At 54.6% G+C, this 25,010-nt stretch carries 13 protein-coding genes; 6 read left to right on the top strand and 7 right to left on the bottom strand.

The annotated features are described in order from the left end of the window. Positions 1 to 77 precede the first annotated feature (77 nt). The 3 genes from O77CONTIG1_RS15245 (at position 78) to O77CONTIG1_RS15235 (ending at position 2,721) form a co-directional block, all read left to right on the top strand. Positions 78 to 869, top strand: a complete 792-nt coding sequence (locus O77CONTIG1_RS15245) for an MlaE family lipid ABC transporter permease subunit (RefSeq protein ID WP_084782710.1) — start codon at positions 78 to 80, stop codon at positions 867 to 869. 152 nt (positions 870 to 1,021) lie between these two features. Beyond that, positions 1,022 to 1,414 carry a DUF3119 family protein gene (locus O77CONTIG1_RS15240; protein ID WP_068512093.1) on the top strand — a complete coding sequence of 131 codons (393 nt, stop codon included), beginning with the start codon at positions 1,022 to 1,024 and terminating at the stop codon, positions 1,412 to 1,414. A gap of 8 nt (positions 1,415 to 1,422) precedes the next feature. Continuing rightward, positions 1,423 to 2,721, top strand: a complete 1,299-nt coding sequence (locus O77CONTIG1_RS15235; protein ID WP_084782708.1) for a DUF3086 domain-containing protein — start codon at positions 1,423 to 1,425, stop codon at positions 2,719 to 2,721. A gap of 154 nt (positions 2,722 to 2,875) precedes the next feature. Here the strand turns inward: O77CONTIG1_RS15235 and O77CONTIG1_RS15230 are convergent, their stop codons facing one another. The 4 genes from O77CONTIG1_RS15230 to O77CONTIG1_RS15215 all read right to left on the bottom strand — a co-directional run bounded on the left by O77CONTIG1_RS15230 (position 2,876) and on the right by O77CONTIG1_RS15215 (position 7,480). Then, positions 2,876 to 3,694, bottom strand: coding sequence for a DUF928 domain-containing protein (locus O77CONTIG1_RS15230; RefSeq protein ID WP_084782707.1), 819 nt, complete (start codon positions 3,692 to 3,694; stop codon positions 2,876 to 2,878). 266 nt (positions 3,695 to 3,960) lie between these two features. Then, positions 3,961 to 5,880, bottom strand: a complete 1,920-nt coding sequence (locus tag O77CONTIG1_RS15225; protein WP_068512089.1) for a CHASE2 domain-containing protein — start codon at positions 5,878 to 5,880, stop codon at positions 3,961 to 3,963. Then, positions 5,881 to 6,663: a response regulator gene (locus tag O77CONTIG1_RS15220; protein WP_317134116.1), complete on the bottom strand. Its 783-nt coding sequence runs from the start codon at positions 6,661 to 6,663 to the stop codon at positions 5,881 to 5,883. A gap of 103 nt (positions 6,664 to 6,766) precedes the next feature. Next, positions 6,767 to 7,480, bottom strand: coding sequence for a hypothetical protein (locus O77CONTIG1_RS15215; RefSeq protein ID WP_156435306.1), 714 nt, complete (start codon positions 7,478 to 7,480; stop codon positions 6,767 to 6,769). 315 nt (positions 7,481 to 7,795) lie between these two features. Between O77CONTIG1_RS15215 and O77CONTIG1_RS15210 the strand changes: the two genes are divergently transcribed. After that, entirely contained in the window at positions 7,796 to 12,676 is a 4,881-nt protein-coding gene (locus tag O77CONTIG1_RS15210; RefSeq protein WP_068512079.1) for a filamentous hemagglutinin N-terminal domain-containing protein, read from the top strand. 20 nt (positions 12,677 to 12,696) lie between these two features. Here O77CONTIG1_RS15210 and O77CONTIG1_RS15205 read toward each other — a convergent pair whose 3' ends face one another. From O77CONTIG1_RS15205 to O77CONTIG1_RS15195, 3 genes are all read right to left on the bottom strand, one after another. Continuing rightward, complete coding sequence (locus tag O77CONTIG1_RS15205; RefSeq protein WP_068512076.1) at positions 12,697 to 13,173, bottom strand: hypothetical protein; 477 nt, start codon at positions 13,171 to 13,173, stop codon at positions 12,697 to 12,699. Positions 13,174 to 13,577: 404 nt separating this feature from the next. Then, positions 13,578 to 16,358: a helix-turn-helix domain-containing protein gene (locus tag O77CONTIG1_RS15200; RefSeq protein WP_172799705.1), complete on the bottom strand. Its 2,781-nt coding sequence runs from the start codon at positions 16,356 to 16,358 to the stop codon at positions 13,578 to 13,580. 241 nt (positions 16,359 to 16,599) lie between these two features. Further along, positions 16,600 to 17,646, bottom strand: a complete 1,047-nt coding sequence (locus O77CONTIG1_RS15195) for an AAA family ATPase (RefSeq protein ID WP_068512069.1) — start codon at positions 17,644 to 17,646, stop codon at positions 16,600 to 16,602. Between the two features lie 224 nt (positions 17,647 to 17,870). On the opposite strand from O77CONTIG1_RS15195, the gene O77CONTIG1_RS15190 reads away from it, so the two are divergent. Beyond that, on the top strand, positions 17,871 to 19,757 hold the full coding sequence (locus O77CONTIG1_RS15190; protein WP_068512066.1) for a calcium-binding protein: 1,887 nt from the start codon (positions 17,871 to 17,873) through the stop codon (positions 19,755 to 19,757). A gap of 96 nt (positions 19,758 to 19,853) precedes the next feature. Next, positions 19,854 to 25,010, top strand: a complete 5,157-nt coding sequence (locus O77CONTIG1_RS27015; RefSeq protein WP_068512061.1) for a calcium-binding protein — start codon at positions 19,854 to 19,856, stop codon at positions 25,008 to 25,010.

Here is a 25,010-nt window from a genome sequence, read left to right as displayed (position 1 = left end):
GATCGAGTCATGTTAGAGGGGCGAAGTTCGCATAGTATCAATCTATTGCACACCCTAGAGAGTCGGCGGAAACATCCTTGAGTACGGAGTTGGGAAATTCGAGTTTGGGGCGCTGGTGGCGACGGCTCGTGGCAGCAGTGTTTCTGGGCGGGCAGGTGCTGGTCCACCTGCTAACGGGCAAAATCCACGTCCGCAATACGTCAGAGCAAATGGCCGTCGTGGGGCCAGAGTCGTTGCCCATCAACCTGCTGACTGCGCTGACCGTAGGGATGGTGTTTACCATCGGCGTGGCGCGAGAATTCATCGCCTTTGGGGCAGGAACGGCGGTGGGGGGCGTTTTGGCGATCGCCCTCTCGCGGGAACTGGCCCCTCTGGTCACGGCGATCGTGGTCACAGGGCGCATCGGGTCTGCCTTTGCGGCGGAAATCGGCACCATGCAAGTGACGGAGCAAATCGACGCGCTCTACATGCTGAAAACCGACCCCATCGACTACCTGGTTATTCCCCGCGTCATTGCCTGCTGCCTCATGCTGCCGCTGCTGACGGTGTTGTCCTTCGTCACGGGAATGGCAGGCGGCGCAATTCTGGCGGAGTCGCTTTACAATATCTCGACGCAGGTTTTTCTCGACTCTGCCCAAAACCTCTTGCGAGAGTGGGATTTGATCAGCGCCTTGATCAAGTCGGTGGTGTTTGGGGCGCTGATTGCCATCATCGGCTGTAGCTGGGGCCTCACCACCACGGGCGGCGCAAAAGGGGTTGGTCAATCCACCACTGCCGCCGTGGTGACAGCGCTGCTAGCGATCTTTGTCAGCAACTTTTTCATGTCTTGGCTCATGTTCAGAAGCATCGACACTGGCGCTTCGTTCTGATGCTGGCGGCTTAGCGGGTTCCACGGGTAACCACGGCGGGCAATTCAACTCGGTGTTCTCAAACCGCATTCTGAGAGGGCTGTCGGCAACACGACTTAGAATAGAGGGGAATCTCTTAACGTCGCTGTCAAAGATCAACTCGAAAATCCAACGTGAACTCACCCTCTGCGATCGCCCCTACGGATACTGTGACGCTTGCGCCCAGCTATCGATTGCCCATCGGACTCCTGCTGCTGGCGCTGCCGCTGGTGTGGCTCCAGGTTTGGGTCGGTGCGGCGGTTGGGCTGTTTGGCGTGTTCCTGCTGGTGCAAACCGCAACGCTGCGGCTCCAATTTACCGCCACTGCCCTCGACATCTTTCGTGGCGAAACGCTCATCCGCCGTTTTCCCTATCAGGACTGGCAAAACTGGGCGATTTTCTGGCCGCCCGTGCCGATTCTCTTCTATTTCAAAGAGGTGAACAGTATCCATTTTTTGCCAATTCTATTTGACCCCAAAGCCCTACAAGCCTGCCTGGAGCAGCGCTGTCCGACCGTTTCCGAGTAAGTTGCCTCATGAACCCAGACGAATCCAACGAAGATTTTTTTGACTCGGACGAGGAGAAGCCTTCTCAGTCCGCCGATGCGAATTTCACCCCCTCCTCCAGCGAAATGCCCGACGGTGCCGTTGCGCCGCTCAGCCTTGCGGCTCCAACCCCGCAGCCCGGTAATGACGAGAGCAGCGTCGGGGCGATCGCCAGTTCAGACGAGACGAGCCATTCGGAGTTTTCGCCAGAAGGTGCGTCTGACCCTGCGCCCTTAGACCTGTCTGAGGGAGAGACCGGCGACTGGATTGCAGCATCACAGCCCAGTGCGGAGCCGACGGCCGCTCAAGCGGATGGGTCAATGGATTCCGATGATGACTCTCCAACGGCGATCGCCGCACGGGTTGCTGCCCTCAGAGCGCAAGAGCAAGACCTGAAGCGGGCGATCGCCCAACTCCAGGCCGATTTTGCCGCCACCGAGCGAATGCTGGGTCGCCTGGCCCGCGAAAGTTTGGGCGAGTTGGAACAGCGGAAACAAGCCCTGCAAGTGTCTGTAGAACAGTTGGAGCGTCGCCAGGAGCGCATTCGCGCCGAAATGCGGAGTACCTTTGCAGGCAGTTCGCAAGATATCGCCATCCGCATCCAGGGCTTCAAAGATTACCTGGTGGGCAGCCTGCAAGATTTAGTGACGCTGGCGGATGACCTGAAACTGTCTGCACCGCCACCGCGAGAGCGGGAGCGCGATCGAGAGCGGGAAAAAGAGCGCGAAGAACCCGCCCCCAAGCCTAAGTTCGGCGAACCTGCGTTTCAAGAAGAAACCCGGCAGATCCGCAAACTGCTGGAGCAATATCGCACCTCGCCCGACTATTATGGCCCCGCCTGGCAACTGCGCCGCACCTTCGAGCCTGTCCACGCCGAGCGCGTTGCCAACTGGTTCTTTACTCAGGGCGGCCGCGGCGCAACCCGAACGATGGGGTCTCGCCTGCAAAACATCCTGGTGGCCTCGGCGATTATCTCCATCCTGCGGAAGCTGTATGGTCCCAAGGTGCGGACGCTGATTCTGGCAGACACGCCAGAACGGCTGGGCGAGTGGCGGCGCGGTCTGCAAGACTGCCTCGGCATTTCCCGCACCGATTTTGGGGCAGACCAGGGCGTGGTGCTGTTTGAAGCGCCGGAGCCTCTGGCCCAGCGGGCCGATCGCCTGCTCAAGCAAAAGCAGCTACCGCTGATCATCATGGACGAGTCGGAAGACGTGGTCAACCTGTCGCTGCTGCAATTCCCGCTGTGGATTGCCTTCGCCAGTGATCCTACCCGCCCAATGGTGTATTAGCCTTCTCGCGAGGGGCGGCAACTGGGGCGATCGCCCACGCCTAATCGCCCACGCCTAATCGCCCACGCTTAATCGCCCACGCCTAAAATTCAGCCCCAAACTCCCAAATCCCAAACCTAAAATTTCAAACCTAAAATCCCAAATCTGACCCTCCCTATTGCTCTGCCGCCACAATCCGACGCAACGCCTGAACGCGGATAGCGGCTTGCACACTATCGTTGCGGGATTCTAGATCGGCCAGGGCTTCTAGCATCCTGATGCGGAGCGATCGCAGTTGGGGCGATGCTGGCGAACTGAGCGTCAGCGCCAGGGCATCGTACCAGATGCCGCTTTCGGCCATCTGCTGGGCATCGCGCACGGGGTCTGCCGAACGCGCCGCAGTCGGCGCAACCACCACAAACTCCGCCACATCGCGCAGGTTCAGCGACGGGCGATTGCTGTCGCACACCAGCACCACGCGCCACACGTAGGTTTCACCCACCGCGAGATCCTGCGGCACCGTCCAGGTCATGATGCCCGCGCGGCTGATGAGGGTTTCGTCTAGCAGCGGCGGCTCAGTTTCTCGTTCAAAATCCCGCAGGGTTCCCCGAAATACCTGAATCGCCAGGCTTCCCGGCACATCTCCAGGCACATACCAGGCGAGGGTCGGTCGGCGGGTGCTGGTCTGCCCCTGGTGAAACTGGGGCGCAAGGGCGAGCAGCGGTAGGTTGGTGCGGCTGGTGCAACTGCTCTGCTGCTCAGCACCGACAAAGGTTCTGACCCCGCCGCCAGGGGCGGGTGCTTGATAGCCTGAATTTGGCGGCGGCGGCATGTAGGACTTGAGCGCAGCGGGGGGCTGCGAGGGTTTTGCCTGCCCGACGGTTGCCGGGAATAAGACACCCAGGAGGGTAAGCCCCAGCACGCATCCAGTGGCGATCGCCGGGGGCAGAACACGCCGCCTGGATAGTCGATGAAAACGCGAACGCCGGGTCATGGGGGAACCTCCTCGTTCAGGGCTAGGTTAAAGGTCAATGCGGTGGAAGGGGAGGGATTTGGATTTTGGATAGCTGCCCTGGTCCCAGTCCCTTCGATAAGACTCTATTCAATGAGCTAATTCACCTATGCATTAGGCTACTGGAGAAAATTTCTTTTGCCTATGAAGAGTTTGGAAAGATCGCTGGCGAGTTTGGGAGGGGGCGATCGCCCAAAACCGTCATCCCCCTTGCAGAAAACAACATGACATCAGAATAGGGTTCAACTTCACATCCAAAATCGAATCTTACTGGGGTTCCATTTCAACTCACACAGTGTTCCGTGAGGCGTGATTGGCTCTCGACGAAACTTCCCGCCAAGCTGGTTCGCGATGCTTTCCGCAATTTGTGTGCCGCGCCCTCCGACCGCAGAGGATTTGACAGATTTTTCTGATTCAAATCCCTTGCCGTTGTCAATCACGCGGATGAGATTATTCCCGTCTTCCTGCTTGCACACAACGTTCAACTGTGTGGTTCCAACAGCATACTTGCCAACGTTGCACAGCGTCTCTTCTAAAAACCGACAGAGTTCTCTTTTGTGTTCCATCGTAAGTCCAGAAGTCTCTAACGGCTCGAAGGTAGTCAGTCGCAACTTCAAGGTTCTGAAGCAGTCAAAATCTCGCCGCAGCGTGTAGTCATAGACTTCGTACAGCGCTTCCTCGAAGGGGCCATTCAGGTCGAGGGCCTGATCTTCGGAGAGGTAGAGGCTGCCATCTTCTGTCAGGATTTCTTTGCGAACCGAATCGTAGACGACGCGCAGTTCTCGGTTGAGAAGCTCTAGCTCGGTTTCCCACTGGCTTTCGGGCAGGTGGCCTGAGCGGGTTTTGCTGAGCAGGCGCGACAGGGTTTGCAGCGGGCCGCTGTGGATGGCGTTGAAGGTGTGGTCGATGACATATTGGCGATCGCGCAGTTGCAGTTTCAAATCTTGCTGATGGCGATAGAAGAGTGCTGCCGTCAGCCCCACGCCATTCAGGAAAAACGCCAGCAGCGCAGGCACCAGCGGCACCCACCAGCCCGCCAGCAGCAGCGCAAAGCACAGCCCCAGCAAAATGATTAACCCCAGCCCCAGCCCCGCCAGAATCCGCAGGGGACTGACCAGAAACCGCCCCAGCCCGATGCCCAAAATGCCCCAAAGAATCAGCCAGCCATATTCCCAGGGTTCTGCCCAGCCGCGCAGCAGCGGCCGCCCGTAGAGCGCGGCTTGAATGATCTGGCTGGTGGCGTGGGCGTGGGCTTCGACTCCGGCGAGGGTTCCCGCCGCCATCTCTGGGACGCTGGTGACGGCGGCCACCGAGTTGAAGGTGTCGCGCACGCTGGGGGCGACCATGCCAATCAGCACGATGCGATCGCGCACTTTTTCTGCTGAAACCTGCCCCGCCAGCACCTCGCGCAGGGTGACGATCTCAAACGGGCGATCGCCGCTGCGAAAGAACAGCAGCGTTTCTACTTCCATCGGCTGCAACTGGCGATAGCTGCCCGTGTTGGGTTGGGTGCGCGGCAGTTCTGCCGGGCCAAACCGCATGGCATAGGGATCACGAAGACCGCCTTCCAGAGACACGCCGCGATCAGACAAAAATCGCTCTGCCAGACGCTGCGCCAGCGACAGGCGAAACTCGGTCTTGGCTGCGTTGTAGCTACCGAGGGCGCTGCGGCGAAGCTTGCCATCCAGATCGGTGGGCAGGTCTGAAAAGCCAACTTGGGTATCGGGCAGGTCGGCGGGCGGGGCGATCGCCCGTCCAATCACTTTTTCAATGCCAAACAGGTTGGGCTGGCTGCGAAACAGGGCCGCCAGCTCTGCGCTGCCCGGCTCCTGGGGCAAGTCTCGGTAGAGGTCAAGGGCGATCGCCGTTGGCGCTGCCTGTTGCAACGTTCGGATCAGCGCCGCCAGTTGCTCATCGGGAATCGGATACTGCCCGATCGCCTGAATGTCGTCTTCGTCGATGCCGACGATCAGGATGTGCGGGTCGGTGGGTTCTGCCGGACGCAGCCGCAGCAGCGCATCCAGCGCCAGCAACTCCAGCACTTGCAGGCCGCCCGTCAGCCTTAGCAGCGCCACCAGCCCAATCACTGCCAACCCTGGCAGCGCCCCTGCTTTCCAGATGCGCCACTCGCGCCGCAGCGCAGTCCAGGGCGTTTGTCGCTTACTCATCTAGTCGATCAGCCCTTCTTCGCGGGCGCGGATTTCGGTCTGGATGCGGTTGTTTTTACCCGTGTCGGGATACACGCCCAGCGCGTCTTGCACCTGCGTCCAATAGTGGCGGACGGTGCGCTCGGCGACGTTCATCCGTTCGGCGATCGCCTTATCTTGCAGCCCTTCCTGAAACGCCAACCGCAGCACCTCCAACCACTCTGGTTTGATTTCCAACCCAGTTCGCATTTCCTTTGGCGTAAACACGAGCCCCTGCATTGCCCACTCCACCTTGGTTAACATTTCCTTTAGCGACAGGCTCTTGTCGGCAATAATAAAGCCGCCTTCGTGGGCATTGATCGCAGGCTTTAGCCGCACCAGCGATTTGGCATTGGCGCTTTGCACCACGATGTTGAGAGTAGGATATTGCTGCATCAGCGTCCGCAGCAGTTGCAATCCCACGTCCGGGCGCGAGGGCTGGCCGGGCTGTGCGGGCAGCGCCAAGTCCACTACTGCCAGATCAGGCTGGGCTTGAGCAATTTGGGCAAGGGCGCTGGCTGCGGTTTGGGCAGTAGTGATTTGGGCATCGGCATACTGCTGCTTTAGCGCTTCCACTGTGCTGTTTAGCACGAGTTCGTGGTCATCCACGACAACAATTTTCTTGAGTGCAGCGGTTTCCGCCATTTGCGCCTCCCGTCGTCTCTCCCTTTCTAGCTTAAGCGCAAGCGCTGCGGCCATTTGCGATCGCCGTTTTTGGCTCCTGTCCGCCGCGACACCGGGGTTAAAGGCTAATGCTCGGGTCATAATGCGTCATCCTTGCTCTTGCATAACGTGGATAGGGGGCGAATCCGAGAGAAACTGAGGGTCGCAAAACTCATCCGCATTTCAGCCCAGGCTCAACTCCCTGCTAACATCGGGGGGCCGATGGGTCTGGCGAGAGCCGCCAGCGAAACTGCCAAACGATGCGCTGTGCCTGTCGCCGTCGGGTGCAGCGGCCCGGAGCCAGCACCGCAAACGCACGACTGAGCAACTCCCACTGGGGCGATCGCCCTGCCGCCTCTGCCGCTGCCACCGTTGGATACTCCAGACGAATGGTCAGTACGCCAATGTGACCGATGCTAAGGGGCGATCGCTCTGCCAGTTCCAGGGCAACGGCCTTTGGCCCGTCACCCGCCGACTGGGTTCCCCGCAGCAGATGCTTCAACATCGACAGCAACAGCGACACCCGCAGCGTCGGCTCTACGGGCCAGCTTGGGGGCAAACACAGCAGCAGCCTCGGACAGCCTGACAACTCTGCCTCCTGCGCCCAAGCCTGAAGCGCCAGCGGCAGGCTAGTTTCCAGATACGGCGGCGACAGGTCATCACTCAGCCGCACCAGTTGCCCGTTGAGTAGCGTCACCTGTGCCATCCAGGCGGGCTGCTCGGTGAGGGGTTTGCTCAGAGTATCCGAGTTCATTTCCAACTGTCGCCGCATGACGAAGATATTCTGCAAAGGGCCGTTGCGTACCTGCTCCGCCTCGCGACAAAGCCAGTGGTGCTGCTGCTCAAACCACCACCGCAAGGCTCGCTGCGTTTGCCAATGAAACACTGCCAGCCAAACCAGGACACCGATCAACAGCACAGAAATCACAAAGGAACCCGGAATCGCAAACGCGAAATAGTGGTTTAAGAACTGAACCGCTCAAGTTGGGCTGGGGTGGGACACTTTCCAAACTGGAACTGCACCACACTCAGAACTATATCGGAGCCACCCAGCCGCAGGGCTGAAGTTTTTGCTCAAAGGATTTGTCAAAACCTGAAAACTTGCTTGCACTTTTCTGCAATCGCTCATTAAAGGAACGGCTGAAACTGCTGAATTTAATGAACTTTTTAGGTGCGTTTCACCCAAAAGCAGGATGGTAGACTATGGGCAACTTTTGCTCTCTGGAAAGCGTCTATGCGTCCCCAAACCTGCACCCTGCCCCAAAGCTCTGATTGGTCTGGGCCACCCCAGGCAACTGTCACAGCCATTGCGCTCACGGCGGCCCTGGGACTGTTGACCGCCTTGCCATCCACTGCCCAGGCGCAGGCAATTCTTGAAGATGGCACGCTGGGGGCAGAAAGCTCCGTGGTGACGCGGGATGTGCTGATTCGCGGTATCTTGAGCGATCGCATTGATGGCGGCGCACGGCGCGGGGCAAACTTGTTTCACAGCTTTGAGCAATTCAATATCGACGCGGGGCGGGGTGCATATTTCGCCAATCCTGCTGGGGTGGAAGCCATCTTTAGCCGCGTCACCGGGGGCGACCCGTCCAATATTTTGGGACGGCTGGGCGTGTTGGGCAGCGCCGACCTGTATTTCCTCAACCCCAACGGCGTTCTGTTTGGCCCTGCCGCCAGCCTCGATCTCCAGGGGTCTTTCCTGGCTACTACCGCCAGCGGCTTCCAGTTTGGCGACCTAGGACGATTCAGCGCCACTGCCCCCGAAGTTCCCTCGGCATTGCTGACCATCAATCCCTCAGCGCTATTTTTCAACCAGGTGGCGGCAGGCAGCATCGTCAACCGCTCCGTCACGCCTGTTGCTCCGGGCAGCACGTTTTTGGTGGGGCTGCGGGTTCCCAATGGGCAAAGCCTGACGCTGCTGGGCGGTGACGTGCAGGTCGAAGGAGGACGGTTGAGCGCCTTTGGCGGCCGCATTGATATCGGCGCAGTGAGCGCAGGCGGCACGGTGCAGCTCAATCCCAACGGCAGCCTGGTCATTCCCGACAGCGTGGCGCGGGGTGACGTGACCTTTACCAATGGCGCAATTGTGGACGTGCTGCTGGGGGACAAGGGCGATATTAGCGTCACAGCGCGGAACATCTCAGTGCTGGGCGATAGCGAGTTGCAGGCGGGCATCGCATCTACCTTCGGCGCGGAGGGCAGCCAAGCGGGCGACCTCCGGCTGAATGCAACGGGCACCGTGCGAATCGCAGAAGGCAGCCTCGTGAGAAACCGCGTGAATGAAAACGCGATTGGCAACGCGGGCAATGTGGAAATTGTGGCAAATCAACTGGAGTTGCTAGACACGGCCCAGATCAGCACCAGTACGCTAGGGCAGGGCAATGCGGGGAACGTGATTCTGACGGTGGGCGATCGCATCTTACTCGACGGCGGCGACATCTTTAGTCGCGTGGGAGAAGAAACTCTGGCCCTGGACGACAGCATTCAGCTTCAGGGCGGCAACATTCAAATTACCACGGGGTCTCTGGTATTGCTCAACGGATCGCAACTGCTCGCCAACACCGCAGGGCAGGGCAACGCAGGCAGCATCCTGATCCGGGCCCGCGAAGACGTGACCTTTCAGGGACGCAGCTCTACGGATACTTCGCTGCCATCCGCTGCCTTTGTTCGCGTTGATGAAGGAGCCAGAGGACGCGGCGGCAATATCGACATTCAATCCCGCAACCTGTTTGTGCTGGAGGGGGCGCGACTGTTTGCAGGTACGCTGGGGACGGGTGACTCTGGCGACATTATTGTTAATGTCACTGGCTTGGTGCGCTTCGCCGGAACTGGCCCAAACGGGCAAACCAGCGTTGCCTTCGCAAATGTTGAAGGAAACGGCGTAGGCGATGGCGGCGACATCAATATTTCCACTAATGTTCTGGAGATGGCAGATGGCGCTCAATTGGTTGCCGATACTCGTGCCAGGGGCAACGCAGGCAGCGTGATTATTACTGCGGGCGATCGCGTTTCGCTCGACGGCGGTGGCACCAGCATTTTCACCAATGTTGGGAAGGACACTCTGGTTTTGGACGACACGATTCAGCTCCGAGCAGGCGATATTCGCATCACCTCAGGCACTCTAACTGTGACCAATGGCGCACAGTTGCAGTCAGATACCACCGGACAAGGTGACGCAGGTAGCGTGATTGTCCGAGCAACGGGAGACGTGACGTTTCAGGGACGCAGCGCCAATGGCTCGTTGCCTTCCTCTGCCTTTAGCCGAGTGGGTGCAGGTGGACAAGGGCGTGGCGGCAATATCGATATTCGTAGCCGTAACTTATTCGTGCTGGATGGAGCGCGGCTATTTTCGGGCACGCTGGGCGAGGGCGATTCGGGCGACATCATCATCAATGCCACCGGGCGAGTGCGATTTGCCGGAACCAGCCCCACCGGGCAAACCAGCGTAGTATTCGCCAATACAGAGGGAAACGCGGTAGGCAATGGAGGCAACATCAGCCTGACCGCCAACGTGCTAGAGATGGCTGACGGGGCGCAACTGATCGCCAGCACGAGCGCTGAAGGGAATGCGGGAGACGTGGTGATTCGAGTGGGCGATCGCATCTTACTCGACGGCGGCGACATCTTTAGTCGCGTGGGAGAAGAAACTCTGGCCCTGGACGACAGCATTCAGCTTCGCGGCGGCACTATTGACATTGAAACAGGGTCACTGTCGGTGCTAAACGGCGCACAGCTTTTGTCCAATACCAACGGTCAGGGCGACGCAGGAGATGTTTTGATTCGGGCAACTGGCGATGTACTGTTTCAGGGACTCAGTGCCGATCAGCAGTTCACCAGCGCAATCTTTAGCCGAGTCAACGATGGTGCGGTGGGGCGCGGCGGCAACATCGACATCCAGGCCCGCAACCTCTCTGTGCTTTATGGGGCGCGGCTGTTTTCGGGTACGTTGGGGAAAGGCGATTCCGGCGACATTATTATCCACGCAACAGAGCGAGTTCGCTTTGCTGGAACCGGCCCAAGCGGCCAGGTCAGCGTCGCGTTTGCCAATGTTGAAGGGGATGCTGTTGGAAATGGCGGTGATATTCGCATTCACGCTAATAGATTGGAGCTTGCTAACGGGGCACAGTTCGTTGCCAGCACTGGCGCACAGGGCAATGCTGGCGATGTGATTCTTCGAGCGAACGATCGCATCTCCCTCGACGGCGACGGCACCGCTATTTTCAGCAGCGTGGGCGCAGATACGCTAGCGCTGGACGACGACGTTCGGCTGCGGGGCGGCGCGATCGATATCGAGACGGGTTCGCTGTTTCTTACCAATGGCGCGTCGTTGGTGGCCAACACCTCCGGGCGGGGCAATGCAGGTCAAGTGAGGATTCGGGCGGGCGATCGCATCTTCCTCTCTGGCACAGGCACAAGCATTTTCAGCGGTGTAGACACTGGCGGAATCGGGCAAGGCGGCAGGGTAAATATCAGAACCGGATCGCTGGCCATCACCCGTGGGGCCCAACTGGTTGCCAATACACGCGGAGAGGGCAATGCAGGCGACATCCGAGTGATCGCAACAGGCAATATCCGACTGGCGGGCTTCACTAATGAAACAGGGCGCTCCAGCGCTCTATTTACCAATACGAATTCTGGCGCACAGGGGCGCGGTGGCGAAATTTTCATTCGAGCCAACCGCCTGCGAATTTTAAATGGGGCTGCGGTTTATGCGGTTAGTGAAAACAACCGTCGGGGCGGCAGCATTCGCCTATCGGTCAACGAGTTTGAGTCCACGGGCGGCGGGCAGGTGATTGCCAGCGCGTTGCGGCGGGGGCGGGCGGGCAGCATTACGCTCGACGGTGGCGAGCTCACGTTTTCGGGCAGTGATCCGACAGTGGGCGATCGCCGCGAAAAATTTGGCACTGCGGTCGCCAACGCGGGCGATGGACAGAGCGGCTTGTTTGCCGACACCCAGCCCAACTCCAGAGGGCGCGGCGGCAGCATCACCGTGCGCGGTGGCAGTTTGCAGCTTGGCGATCGCGCTACCATTTCTGCCCAAACCGAAGGGCGAGGAGATGCGGGCGATATCAACATCGCAATTCGTGGCCGCACGCAGTTGAGCAACGCAAACATCACGGCAGCCGGACGACTTGCCGCAGGCGGCAGCATCACGCTTCGCACAGGCAGCCTGAACCTGGACGATAATGCTGCGATTACTGCCGCCAACAGGGGAGGACGCACGGCGGGCAATATCCGGATTCAAGTGGGCGATCGCACCTCACTCAGCAACAGCAACATCACTGCCGCCAGCCGACGAGATGCAGGCGGGAACATTACGCTGAACACGGGCGATCTGTTTCTAACTCAGCGAGCAGCCATCACCGCCGCCAGCAACGGACGTGGCACGGCGGGCAATATCCGGATTCAGGTGGGCGATCGCCTGCAAATGTCCGACAGCGACATCACCACCCGCGCCCCACGCTCCTCCGGCGGCAACATTGAGATCAACACAGGCGAACTTGCTTCCAACAGCGTTACCTTACTCGAAGGCGACAGCGACATCACCACCGACAGCAAACTCGACGGCGGCAACATCACCATCGGCGGCGCTGGGGTTGTGGCGTTCGACGACAGCGACATCGTGAGCCGTGCCGCCGAAGGCCGTGGCGGCGACATTACCTTATCACCCTTCTTTAGCGAAACCAATCCACCTGGCAATGCAGACAACTTTGATAACAACGATCAGGTCGATCTAAACGCATCGGGACAAGCTGCACCTGGGCAAATCACTACGCCCGACACCAGCGGGGTTCAAAATAGCCTCACGCCGCTGGCAGATGCCTCGATAGACGAAGGGCGGCTGCTGGCTAATAGCTGCGTGGTGCGCGATCGCCAATCGGGCCGCTTTGTCATCACGGGATCTGGCGGCTTGCCCTACGCGCCAGGAAATGCGTCGCTGTCGCCCTTCCCCACCGGAGACGTGCAGCCGCTACCCGAAACGGCTCCAGAGCCAGCGCCCCAGAACCGTTCCTGGCAACCCGGCGACCCGATTATCGAGCCGCAGGGTTTGTATGAATTAACCGACGGGCGGCTGGTGCTAAGCCGAGAATGCAACCCTGAGGCAAACCTATAGCATGAGCCGCAAAACCATTCTCAAGAGAACGGCACAATCACAATCGGCAAAACGGGCGGCTCCGGCTCCATTGGCGAAAAGGTGGGGCGGACGTGAATCAGCGGCGGCTTGATCATCGGCGGAACAGGGCGCGGCGGGACGAGTTCTTCGTTGCCTCCAACGCCGGTGAAACAGATCGCCGGGTCTTCAGGAAAATAGCAGAATGGCACCACTACACCACCCAAATCTGCCGCAGTGCCAGGATTCGGCTGCACCTCGGTCGCGGGAGTGGTGGGAACTTCTGCGGCACTGGCCCGCTGGGCAAACGACCCACCCAACACGCCCAATATCATCGTCCCGACCGTCAGCGTGATGACGGTCCAATCAAAAATGGAACGCTCAAATTCGGGAACCGGAGACAGCGGAAAGGCGACATTACGGATAGCATTCTGAATAGACTGGGGAGCAGAAACCGGAACTAGCGCAGGCGGACGTGTGGGAGCGAGTGTAGCAGTCATGGTGAATGTCCTCTTCTGGATTGGTTAGGGGGGACGTGCAATCAGATCGGAACGGGTTCAAGAGTCAAGCGCGATCGCCCTGTTAATAGTTTTGCGATTTTGTTTTACGCGCTACCTTGATGCTTATTAGCCTACCGAGATGAGCTTGAGAAGTCACTACGCCTTCGCGCCAACTAATAAGGTAAAACAGGTCATTGGATTTGCGGCTTTGCGATCTAGCCTTTGCGCTTTTGTGCAACCCATTCCGATTTGGAATCTTGGGTTGACGGTTTTACAATGCTGATTTGGGATTTTGCTGGGCTTTCAGCGATCGCATTTGGAGCCTTGCATCTGGAGCATCGCATCACAACCATTCGTATGACCTTGCAGGATTTTGCAAATTGGGTCTCGCCATTGCCAACGCGCTACTCAGACAGAGAAGGCAGATGCAGACGCTTTATCCAGCCTCGCATGAGTGGCACCGTGTAGGTATAACGCCCGCCTATTTTCAAAACAATGCCACGGTTTTGTAATGTTGAGAGAATCGATTGGAGAGTCGAAACACTCAGCCCAGTTTTGTCTGAAATCTCTGAGATAGAGAGTGGGCGATCGCACAAGCAATACAGTACTTTAGATTGATGCTCAGGCTGGCCACTTCCTACCTGTCGCCAAATTCCCATAAAATAAGCATCTCCATCTCGATAGAAACTTGAGGAATTGATCACCATTTCTAGATCCTGAAGTGTTATCTTCTTATCTCGTATAGCACTTTGCTCAAATACCATCCGATTGAAGCAAGTAACTAACGTATGTCCTAGAAGTTGCACAAGGTAAGGCTGTCCATTCGTAAGGGTAAAAATTTTCTGAACAACTGCTGGATCATATTCCAACTCGAAATCAGGAGAGGGTTGCATCATTAATTGCTGCACTGCTGAAAACGAGAGAGGCTCTACTGGGATAGCAGTTACACTACTAAAAAGCGGACACCAGTAGTCTTGCCGCATTTCATCAAGAGTGTGCAGTCCAGCAAAGGCCATAACAAACCACGGATAGGTTTGAATTAGCCCTCGCCAAAAGGTGATTAATCGTTGTTCTACCACATTGGCTTCAATAAGCTGTTCTAACAACTCAAACTCATCAACTGTGATAATAAATCGCCTGTCGGCACGAGCAGAGTCGAGATGCTTGAGGAACCGCAAAAAGGATTGATAAGGATTATTCTGAGTGAACTGAGAAAGCTGGGGTTCCTGGAATGTAACAGGTAAGGGGTGAGGCAGCCCATCGTACATTTCTATGGCAAGCGCATAGAGCAATTCGTGAGTATTATTGACGATGCCCATGACTTGCAAATTGAAGTCGATGATGACAGCGCGATCGCCCAAAATAGCTTCAAGATTGTGCAAAATTGAAGACTTCCCCATGCGTCGCTGACCATACAACACCACAGACGGCACCTGTTGACTGGGCAACCAGAGTTCTGCGAGCCGACGCATAATGTCCTCACGACCCACGAAAAGGCTACCTGTCACTGGGTTGCCGATGACATAGGGATTAGGGACTGGCTGAATAAGCTGGGCATTGCCAATTTCTCCACTGGCTATGCAAACAAGATTCTGCCAGTGATGAATCACTTGTCGCAAAAGGATTCGCTCAGGCGTAATAACGTGTGCGTCGAGCTTTTCTTCTAGCAAGTTGAGCGTGTTGCTTGTTCGCAGCAAGGCCGCCTGTTGATTAACTCGGCTGGTTTGCCCAGATGTGTAGATGTCGATTGCAATCGTTTGCAATTGATGCAAAATCTCTAGTGCGGGTGGATTAAGCGCATCTTGTTTGCGGAGAAAGCGGAGATCTGTATGAGAGACTGTCTCCGCAAGAGGCACAAGGCGATCGCCCTTGAGAAAAATATGAATAACATCAAACATCTGACAGATTTCTGCACCGCCAGGATAGGAGGCAAGCTGAGCTGCGATCGCCTGGATTTCAGCAATATGCCGCAATGAAAGCTTTTGCTGGGATATTTCTGCAAGCTGCAACTGGAATAAGATCCTAGCCCATTCGGTTAGCGGGGCCTGGCTATTGTTTCGCAAACAGCGGCTGATCTGATAAATCAGATGCTCAAACAAGCGGCTGCTGGGATCAGTAGTGCAGTTGACCCAGCGATCGTGTAATTCCCCTAAAAGAACATGGTTAATTGCTGGAATATACAGCCAGCCGTGATGACTGAGAGGAGCAAAAACGTATGCATGGCTTGCTGGGTGAGTCAGTAATTGATGCAGCTCATGAAGCGGCGTAGGGTGATGGATAAGATAATGTTTTAATGCAGACTGTGCAACCCAACGCTGAAAAGGATTGCAGGCTACATAACAAAGCTGTATCACACCATGATCAAAATCTTGCTGTATCTGCTGCAAAAGCCGCTGTCGCAACCCAGGAAGATAAATAACTAGCAGTTCATCCCACGCAGCAAGATTGTATTTTTGAGGGCAGCACCCTGCCCAAACTAACTCGATAATATAAAACGGCAAGCGTAGTGAGCAGGAGATGGCGATCGCCCCCGTCAGCAGACCGACAGCCGGAGTGGACGAAAACCCAACCGCAACCCCCACGGCCGCTGAAATAATGACGCTGCTAAAAATCCCTTTTACCAGACTAACCGCAGCCCCACCACCCGCGATCGCCACCAACCCAAACACAAATCCAAATACGATACCTGTATGCTCAGCGGCAATGTCAATTGCCGATAGGGCAACGATCAGCACGCTAAACACCATGCCAACGATGAGGCTTCCAGCGCTTCCCAGCACCAGCCCCACAATGCCCCCCGCTACGCCACCGATCGTCACACCGACCATAATTCCAATTGCCAGCCCAAAAGACAACGCAAAGGTCGCAATAACCCCAGGTTGTGTTTCTACATTTAGCCAGGGCAAGCCCTGCGAGATGCCAAGGATGACGCAGAATAAAATACTATTCATAATGCCGCTGGCAACGCCAACCACTGTGCCTGCCATTAGTCCTCTGGCAATACTGACCGCAGTTCCAAGCACGCCTAGAAATAAGATAAAAAATAAGCTTCCTACGGCTGCTCCGGCGATCGCCCCACCTATGGCCCAAAATAGACCAACAGAATGCTGCAAGTGCCAGCTCGCGAGCCACAATAAAGGTAGCCCCAGCCCCAGTCCAAAACATAGACTCAGGATAGGAACCATGCAGTAAAGATTCCGATACGGCGAAAGCTGAGTTGTGCGAAAGATGGTCTGAAGCCCTGGTTCAGCCTTATAGATTGCAGGATTAATGTGATAGAAATATTCCTTCAACCGAGTTGGGCGAAAATAAACCCAATACAGTAGCCAGAGATAGTGTTGCCCTCGCAACAGGCTAAGGCAGCGAGTCCGCCTCGAAGCCCAGGAGCATTGGGAATCTACAGAAAACTGTGGCATTGCGGTCAATTCAGGCTTCCAACAACTGACGATACAGGTCTGACGCACTCTCTTGTAGACGCGCAGGATGTCCCCCGCTCTGGGCAATTAGCTGGTGAATTTGGGCAGATGTGAACTGGATTGGGTTATTTTGCAAACGGTGCATGATAAAAGATTGGGCGATCGCAGGCGAAAATGGTTCTACTTGAATCGTCTGGCAAATGCCTGCTAGGGGCGAGGTTTGCTCTGGCGAATCGGGAAACAACTGGCTCAGGGGCAAGCGACTGGCGGTAACGAGCGTCAGCGGAGCATTTGCGCCATCTGCCAGCCCCCGCAGTTCCGTCCGCTCGCGCCCGCTAAAGTCGTCAGAATGGCTCATCCGCTCTACCTCATCCAGACACAGAATATGATGCGTATCTTTCAGCTTGCGACGCAGCGCATAGCCCCGACAGGGCGGCTCGATGCCCAGTTCCTGACACAGCGCTTCAAAAAATTCAGCTTCATCTCGAATCGACTGCATATTGAGCTGCACAAAGGCGGTGGGCGATAGCTGAAGCTCTTTTGGACCCTGGGCACAAATCATCGCCAGCAAAGAAGACTTTCCTATCCGCGACTCGCCCACAAGCGACACACTAGCCCCTCGATGCAACGCTTCAAAGATCTGCCTGAGAATCTCATATCGGTCAAAGAATCGAGAAGGGTCGGTAATACGGCCGCGATCGCCAAATGGATTGGCAGGTAAGTTAACTGCCTTTTTTTGAAGGGATGAGTCTGGAAAGAGAGCCGCTTGAGCAGGTTCGGGCGGGCGATGCCCCAGCCGCTCTGACAAGCGCACTAGCGCCATCTGAAACGTAGACTTCTGAACTTTTACGCCATCTCCAAGCGCCTGAGAAAAACATTTCCACAGCCGCGAACCTGCATCTTTCACCGTCTTAAAAGCCCAGCCGTCTGTCATTTGCTCGTAGCTTTTGCCCTTAAACGACTCTTGCAGCACATAGCGCTCCAAATCGCTCAGCGGTCGTTTCAGTTCTTGCCGAACAACAGCATCCGCAACCCTGATCAACTCATCCAGATCCATAGGTTCACACCACGCAGTGTATCGCCGGACTCGGTACGTTTAGTCGATTTTTCAAAACTATACGGCTTTTCACGACTTTTTGCGGCTTATTCCGACCTCGTTATTTTGCAGTCACGACTTTATCGCCCTGACAGTCTCATCCCCTTGCCATACAATTCAATGCGAATAGCAGTTAGAGGGCGATCGCGCATCACTCGTCCCATAAGCAAACCTATTGAGGCAACATGCAAAGAAATACAGCAGCAATCCTGCTTCTTGAAACAGCAGAGGATCGTTTTCTGCTGGGCGACACAGAAAATAATCTATTAGAAGGCGACGTTGGAGATGATGTTCTGGTCGGCGGCGCAGGAGACGATACGCTGGTTGGTGGTGCAGGAGACGATCTGCTTTTTGGCGGCATTGGCGCAGACTCGCTAGACGGTGGTGATGGAATCGATACTGCCTACCTTTCCGATGCCGAGCGTAACGTCAGAGTGAATTTAGAAACTCAGACGTTTACCTATCTGCCGCTTGGGGGTACACAGACTCTCACTGAAACCATTCGCAATATTGAGAATATTGTAGGCACTCAGTTTAACGATCTCCTGATCGGTGACGCAGCCAATAATCAGCTTGTAGGACAGGCAGGAATCGATCGGCTCAGCGGGGGCACAGGTGACGATATCCTGCAAGGCGGCGCAGATAACGACATATTGAACGGTGGCGACGGCATTGATTTGCTGGATGGCGGCAGCGGAATCGATGGTTTCACCCTCGAAGAAATGACCGCTGCTGTAACGGTTGACTTTGCAGCCAAGAATTTTACCTATCTAGATTCCGCCGGAAACCTACAGACCGAACTCATCCTCAACATGGAAGGGGTCATTGCAACACCCTTCAACGACGTGCTGCTGGGAGATGACCACAACAACTTCCTAATTGGTGGAGCCGGAAATGACATCCTTCGGGGTGGCGCAGGCAACGACCAGCTAACAGGTGGCGCAGGCATTGACCAACTAGATGGCGGCGATGGCGAAGATCTGGCAATTTTAAGCGATTTAAACGCAGACATCAGGCTTGATTTAGAGGTTGATGTCATTGCTGATCTGACCCAGGAGCGAGTCTTTTATATTTCTAACGGAGTTGCAGTTTCGGAAGTTTTGATCAGCATTGAACAACTGCAAGGAACTGCACAAAGAGACCGTTTAGTCGGTGATGAAGGGGACAACCGATTATCTGGATTGGCAGGCAATGACATCCTCGTGGGCGGTGCGGGAAATGACACTCTGGCAGGGAATACCGGGATTGATCTGCTGGACGGCGGTGATGGGATTGACCTGGTGCTATTAGGCGATCTGCCCGCAGGCGCAACAATAGATTTGACAACAAACCGAGTGACCTATAAAAACTCACTTGGCGAGGATATATCTGAAACGATTCTGAACTTTGAAGGGGCTACTGGCAGTGCATTTGATGACACGCTAATTGGCGATGCTGAGAACAATTATTTAGACGGTGAAGAGGGCAATGATTCTCTCTTTGGCGGAGCCGGAAATGATATGCTCCTTGGTGGTTTAGGAGAAGACACTATCGATGGCGGATTGGGCATTGATTCTGTCAACTTGGGTGACTTGAACATTGCCGCAGTGGTCAATCTAGTTCAGGGCGATGTGACGTATAGCGACGGCAGCCAGGATATCATTCGCAACATTGAGAACGTATTTGGAACCCAAGCAAACGACCAAATTATTGGCGATGTGGGAAATAATCGACTAGACGGTGGCTTCGGAGATGACGTACTCACAGGTGGAGGAGGGGCAGATGTATTTGCCTTTTCTCGACCAGAAGCTGGAAACGATGTCATCACAGATTTTAGTTTGATTCAAGGCGACAAAATCGCCGTTTCTTCCAGAGGGTTTGACACAACTTTGGTAGGAGGGGTGCTGTCTCCTGACCGATTTACTATCGGGAGCAGCGCTTCGACTGCGACGCAGCAGTTTATCTACAATCCCACAACGGGAGCGCTCTTTTTTGACGCTGACGGCAGCGGCACGACGGCAATTCAGACTCAAATTGCTGCGCTATCTCCCAATCTAGAGCTGACCAATACTGATTTTCTTGTTTTTAGTTAAAAGCCGTTGGATTCAGCAAGTAGCTTACCTGGCTGAGCTGACGAGAACTCGCCCGCAGCCCCAAAAGCAGCTCACTTAATTTCTGGAATTAATAACATGAATGTTGAAACTTCAGCTTCTGGAACCTATTTGGGAGAAAATCTAGAGGTTTTTCAGCCTGGTGTTGATGCGTTTCTAGAAAAATTGCAAACTGCAATTGATACCATTGTCCTTGCAAATAGTCTGCCGCTGATCGGCAATCATCTCAAGGAGACGAGCGACCCGGCAGCAAAATTTCTAACTACGCTTCGAGACGAGATTCGAGAAAAGTTTGCCCAGGGCACTGGAGAACCTGTAACTTCTGCTTTTATTCAGCAGAAACTCTACGAGGCGCTAGATGAAACTGGATGGCTTCAGGATCTGGATGGAGATGGCGATGTTGATAAGCAGGATGTCCAGGTTAGCGAGAGCAGCGATAATCTCAGCATTAACTTGAAATTGGGGCGATCGCTCGAATTACTCACATTACCCGTTAATTTTAATCTGGGGTTGCCGGGACTAGGTTTAGAGGTCGAAGGCGATGTCAAAACTCAGCTAGGGTTCTCTTTGGATGTGGGTTTTGGCATCAATGCAACTGATGGGTTTTATGTAAATACCAAAGACCCAGACGAGCTAACCATTACGCTGGATGCCACAATCCCCGACATGAAAGCTGAAGCAGGGGTTCTCGGTTTCCTCAAAGTAGCAGTTACCGATGAGGATGCAGACGATAATCCCGACAATGCAGGGCAAGACGCAGACGGTGATGGAAATATACCCACAAAATTCAGCGGAAAGTTCACGATTGATCTCAAAGATGCCGACGATCAGTTAACAACAACAGAGCTTGAAGTTGTTGACCCAAAGGATTTAATTGACTGGAAACTGGGCGGTGCTGCCAATGTTAATCTCACGCTGAAAACCGATCTGGGCACGAAGTTTTTGCCTTCCATCAGCACGGACTTTAACCTGCAATGGAACTTTGGCGACCCAATTGTAGCTCCAGCCTCATCTAAAAGCTTAGTGCTGGCTCAAAATACCGGCTTGCTGGGCGATCGCCCCACTATCAGCTTTGATAACGTCAAACTTGATCTCGGCTCTTTTCTAGACTTTCTGGAACCCATCTTTCAGAGAGTAGAGGCGATCGTTAATGCATTTCCCATCGGGCCGATCGTTAACGTTCTTCAGAAACGATTGCCCATCATTGATGACTTCGGTCGCAGCTTTCGATTAGATCTCAACAAAGATGGCAGAGTCAGCCTGAGAGATATTATCGAGCGATTTCCGCTGGGCGATTCCAAGCCTGTCTTCGATTTCATTGATGCGGTCATTCAGATCAAAAACATTGTGGATAAGGTTGGTGACCTGATCGATTTGGGAGACATCCCGATTGATTTTGGCAGCTACACTTTAAATCCTGACTTTGATCCTCGCGATCCTAATTTCACCCTCGATAAGGCAACCGCAATTCTCAATGGTGGCGTAGAGGCGATCGCCACTCAGCTAGAAAAACTTGCTGAGAGCGGAAATACAGATGCACAGAAAACCCAGAGCTTTTTCAAAGCAGAGATTGGCAATACAACTGGGCTAGAAATTCCTCTGCTTGATGAACCAGGTCAGGTGATTAATCTCCTGCTAAATAAGCAAGTCGATTTGATTCGGTATGACATTCCTAGACTTGGCTTTTCTGCTGAGTTCGCCCAATATTTCCCAATCTTAGGCCCGCTCGGCGCAAAAATTGAAGGATTGCTGGGCGGTTCCATTGATTTAGATGTCGGGTTCGACACAAGAGGACTCATTCAATTTGGACAGGCTGGACACAACGACCCCGAAAAAATCGCCAATGGTTTTTACATTGCAACTAGACCAAATCCTAATGCGCCAGGAGGCTATGACCCGATCGCCAGCCTGGATGCTAGTCTGGCTGCTTATGCCGCATTGAGCGTTTTTATCTTTGAAGCCGGAGTGGGCGGAGGTATCCTGGGAGAGCTGGATATCTTCCTCAGTGACGGTGAAAATAAAGATGGTAAAGCTCACGTTGATGAACTTGGTTCATCCTGCCTTTTTGATCCAATCACGGGCAAGCTTTCAGCATTTCTCGATGCATTTATAAAGATTGGATTTGGCATTTTTAGCTTTAAGAAACGATTCAATATTGCTAAAGTCATGCTGCTCAGCTTCGAGACAGGATGCAGCGACAAGGAGGAGCTGGCTAAAGGTCTGGCAACTGAGATTTCACCAGGCATTCTGGTGCTGAATATTGGCGATCGAGCGAAGGAGCGCGGTGAGATTGATGGGCAAAGACCAAGCGATATCGCAGAGTTTTATACGATTCAGCTTCCACAAGACCCGGCCACAGGCAATGTCGAAATCGGCGCTTTTGGCTTGGTCAAGCAATGGCAGAATATTACCCAAATCCAAGGGGACGGCGGCAAAGAAGATGATGTAATTGTCGTAGCGGATGGTGTGTTTCTGCCTGCTGTTTTGAAAGGCGAAAAAGGGAATGACCAGCTCTATGGCGGCAGCGGCAATGATTTGCTAGAGGGCGGCGATGGAGAGGATGTTTTAATGGGTGGCGCAGGAGACGACACGCTGCGGGGTGGTGACGATGATGATTATTTTCTGGGCGGCGCGGGTGCAGATGAAATCGACGGAGGGAAGGAGAGCAAAAATGGCTCTGATCAGGTCAGCTATCGAGAATCCCTGGTCGGTGTGCGCTTTTCGCCCGATTTGACCAGGCCCAAGCAAAAGGCGTTTATTGGCTCAGGCGGGGATGCAGAGGGCGATCGCCTGATCGATATCGAGTACATCGAAGGCTCCAATGGGGACGATATTTTACTTGGTGATGACGATGAAAACACGCTGGAAGGGCTGAACGGAAATGACTCGCTCTCCGGGGGCAAGGGCAAAGATTTTCTGGTGGGCGGCGCGGGCAGCGACACGCTTGATGGCGGCGCAGACGAAGACAGTACCAGCTACATTCCTTCGCCAGCCGCAGTGTTTATCAATCTGAAAACTGGCGTTGCTTTTGGTGGCGATGCAGAGGGCGATCGCCTGATTAGTATCGAATCCGTCCAGGGATCTGCCTATAACGACATCATTTTCGGAAACGATGATGATAACCATCTGGCAGGGCTTATCGGCGACGATCGCCTTTATGGGGGCGATGGAGACGACTCGCTAGAGGGCGACAACGCAGGACTGAGCGGCAATTTGGGAGACGACTGGCTGCTCGGTGGTAAAGGTGCAGACACGCTCAATGGCGGCGGCTATGTCAATGAATCACCAGGACAGGATTGGGCTTCTTATCTTACTTCTGCGGCGGGGGTGGATGTCAGCTTGATCCGGGGTACAGGTAAGGGCGGGGACGCAGCAGGCGATCAACTCGATTTTGCTGGGCGTATTACGCGATCAGAAGATCCCAATAAAGCGCCAAAAGTTGAACCCATAGAAGGCTACAGCACGATTGAAAATCTGGAAGGCTCATCCCACAATGACACGCTAGAAGGGGATCTAGCAGGCAACATCCTCAAAGGACTCGGCGGCAATGACAAGCTAAATGGGCGGTGCAACAACGATACCCTGTTTGGGGGTGCAGGCGCAGATACCTTTGAGGGCGGCAGGGGTCTGGATTGGGTCGATTACAGCGACTCTCCAGATTATGTCGTCGTCAGTTTGCTAGCAGGCATCGGCTTTAATGCGGATGCCAGCGGCGATGTGTTTGAGAAGAATGGAGCGATCGCCACCGTCGAGAACATTCGCGGCACCCAGTTCGCCGATTCCCTAACAGGTGATGCAGGCGATAACGAAATTGATCCAGGACTAAGCAGCGGCAAGATTGACGCAGTATCTGGAGTCTCAGGCAACGATGTCTTGGTCGTGGACTATTCCATCAACGATGTCGGAACTGGCATCACAGGCGGGTTTCAGGGTGATACTGGTGGCTTCTTGTTTCGCAACACGGCTGACAATGCAAGAACGCTGGATGCGATCGCCTTCGATACTATCAGCCGTCTGCGGCTTACGGGCACGATTAAAAACGACAGCGTTCGCGGTGGACTGGGCAACGACATTCTGGTTCTGGGCGCGGGAAACGACACAGCAGATGGCAGCAGCGGCAGCGATTTCCTGCGAGGAAATGAGGGCAATGATCTGCTGATTGGTGGGCCGGGCGGAGATGTCTTAGATGGCGGAGAAGGTTGGGATATTGCCAGTTATCGCACCTCTACATTTTCCGTCCGCGTTGATTTGAATCATTCTCCTTTACAGGGCTTTGCAGATCTCAGTGTTGATCCAGTTGGAGATATTTTAATCTCGATCGAGCAGATTGAAGGCTCACAATTTGGTGACATTTTAATTGGGAATGCCGAGCCAAATTACTTAGACGGCGCAGCCGAAAATGATTGGCTAGATGGCGGCGCAGGTGCCGACACACTCAATGGTGGAGAAGGGATAGATGCCGCTGTCTACGTTACTTCTGCGGCAGCAGTAAACATTAGTTTGAAGAACAAAATTGCCAGCGGAGGAAGCGCCGAAGGCGATGTTCTAATTAACATTGAAAATCTTCTAGGTTCTATCTATAACGACACGCTGGAAGGAGACGACCAGGCAAATACAATTGGCGGAGATATCGGAGATGATGTCATCCGAGGAAACGATGGAGACGATGAATTGTCTGGATTTCTCGGAAATGACTTAATCTTCGGTGGCGCATCGAATGACACCCTCCGCGGCGATTTGGGAAATGACACCCTTAATGGAGAAAACGGCAACGATCTAATTCAAGGGAATGAAGGCAGCGACGGCTTAAATGGAGGGCTGGGAAATGACACGCTTTTTGGCGACATTTCTTATAGCGGCAATGTAAATCTACAGGCAAATATTGACATCCTCACGGGTGGAACAGGAGCCGACGAGTTTTGGCTAGGTTTAGAGCCTGTAAGAACTACTACAGGAACCACTCCTTGCGATTTCTATAATGTCGCTGGCGACAAAGATTATGGGCTAATTACGGACTTTAATCCGGGCGAAGGAGATCGAATTCTGATATCTGGTTGTGTTAAGTCTTATCAGTTTGAAGCTGTCTCTGGTAACTTGCCCACTGGTGTTGGAATTTACATCAATTACCTCAATAACACTAGAGAGTTAATTGGAATTGTCCAGGGTATTGCTGATGTCAATGCAATTAAAGGCGCTACGACTTTTCTATCGGAATGCGAAGGAGTCCTGATTTAG

Origin of the sequence: Leptolyngbya sp. O-77, from assembly GCF_001548395.1 — a bacterium.
Classification (GTDB): domain Bacteria; phylum Cyanobacteriota; class Cyanobacteriia; order Elainellales; family Elainellaceae; genus Thermoleptolyngbya.
The sequence above is the reverse complement of the archived record's forward strand: the minus strand, read 5'-3'. Positions and strand labels throughout refer to the sequence as shown.

What these genes read in the sequence shown, in the direction of transcription:
- O77CONTIG1_RS15235 (WP_084782708.1), top strand. Translation starts at nt 1,423, where the DNA reads ATGAACCCAGACGAATCCAACGAAGATTTTTTTGACTCGGACGAGGAG.
- O77CONTIG1_RS15230 (WP_084782707.1), bottom strand. Translation starts at nt 3,694, where the DNA reads ATGACCCGGCGTTCGCGTTTTCATCGACTATCCAGGCGGCGTGTTCTG.
- O77CONTIG1_RS15225 (WP_068512089.1), bottom strand. Translation starts at nt 5,880, where the DNA reads ATGAGTAAGCGACAAACGCCCTGGACTGCGCTGCGGCGCGAGTGGCGC.
- O77CONTIG1_RS15220 (WP_317134116.1), bottom strand. Translation starts at nt 6,663, where the DNA reads ATGACCCGAGCATTAGCCTTTAACCCCGGTGTCGCGGCGGACAGGAGC.
- O77CONTIG1_RS15210 (WP_068512079.1), top strand. Translation starts at nt 7,796, where the DNA reads ATGCGTCCCCAAACCTGCACCCTGCCCCAAAGCTCTGATTGGTCTGGG.
- O77CONTIG1_RS15205 (WP_068512076.1), bottom strand. Translation starts at nt 13,173, where the DNA reads ATGACTGCTACACTCGCTCCCACACGTCCGCCTGCGCTAGTTCCGGTT.
- O77CONTIG1_RS15200 (WP_172799705.1), bottom strand. Translation starts at nt 16,358, where the DNA reads ATGGTTCCTATCCTGAGTCTATGTTTTGGACTGGGGCTGGGGCTACCT.
- O77CONTIG1_RS15195 (WP_068512069.1), bottom strand. Translation starts at nt 17,646, where the DNA reads ATGGATCTGGATGAGTTGATCAGGGTTGCGGATGCTGTTGTTCGGCAA.
- O77CONTIG1_RS15190 (WP_068512066.1), top strand. Translation starts at nt 17,871, where the DNA reads ATGCAAAGAAATACAGCAGCAATCCTGCTTCTTGAAACAGCAGAGGAT.
- O77CONTIG1_RS27015 (WP_068512061.1), top strand. Translation starts at nt 19,854, where the DNA reads ATGAATGTTGAAACTTCAGCTTCTGGAACCTATTTGGGAGAAAATCTA.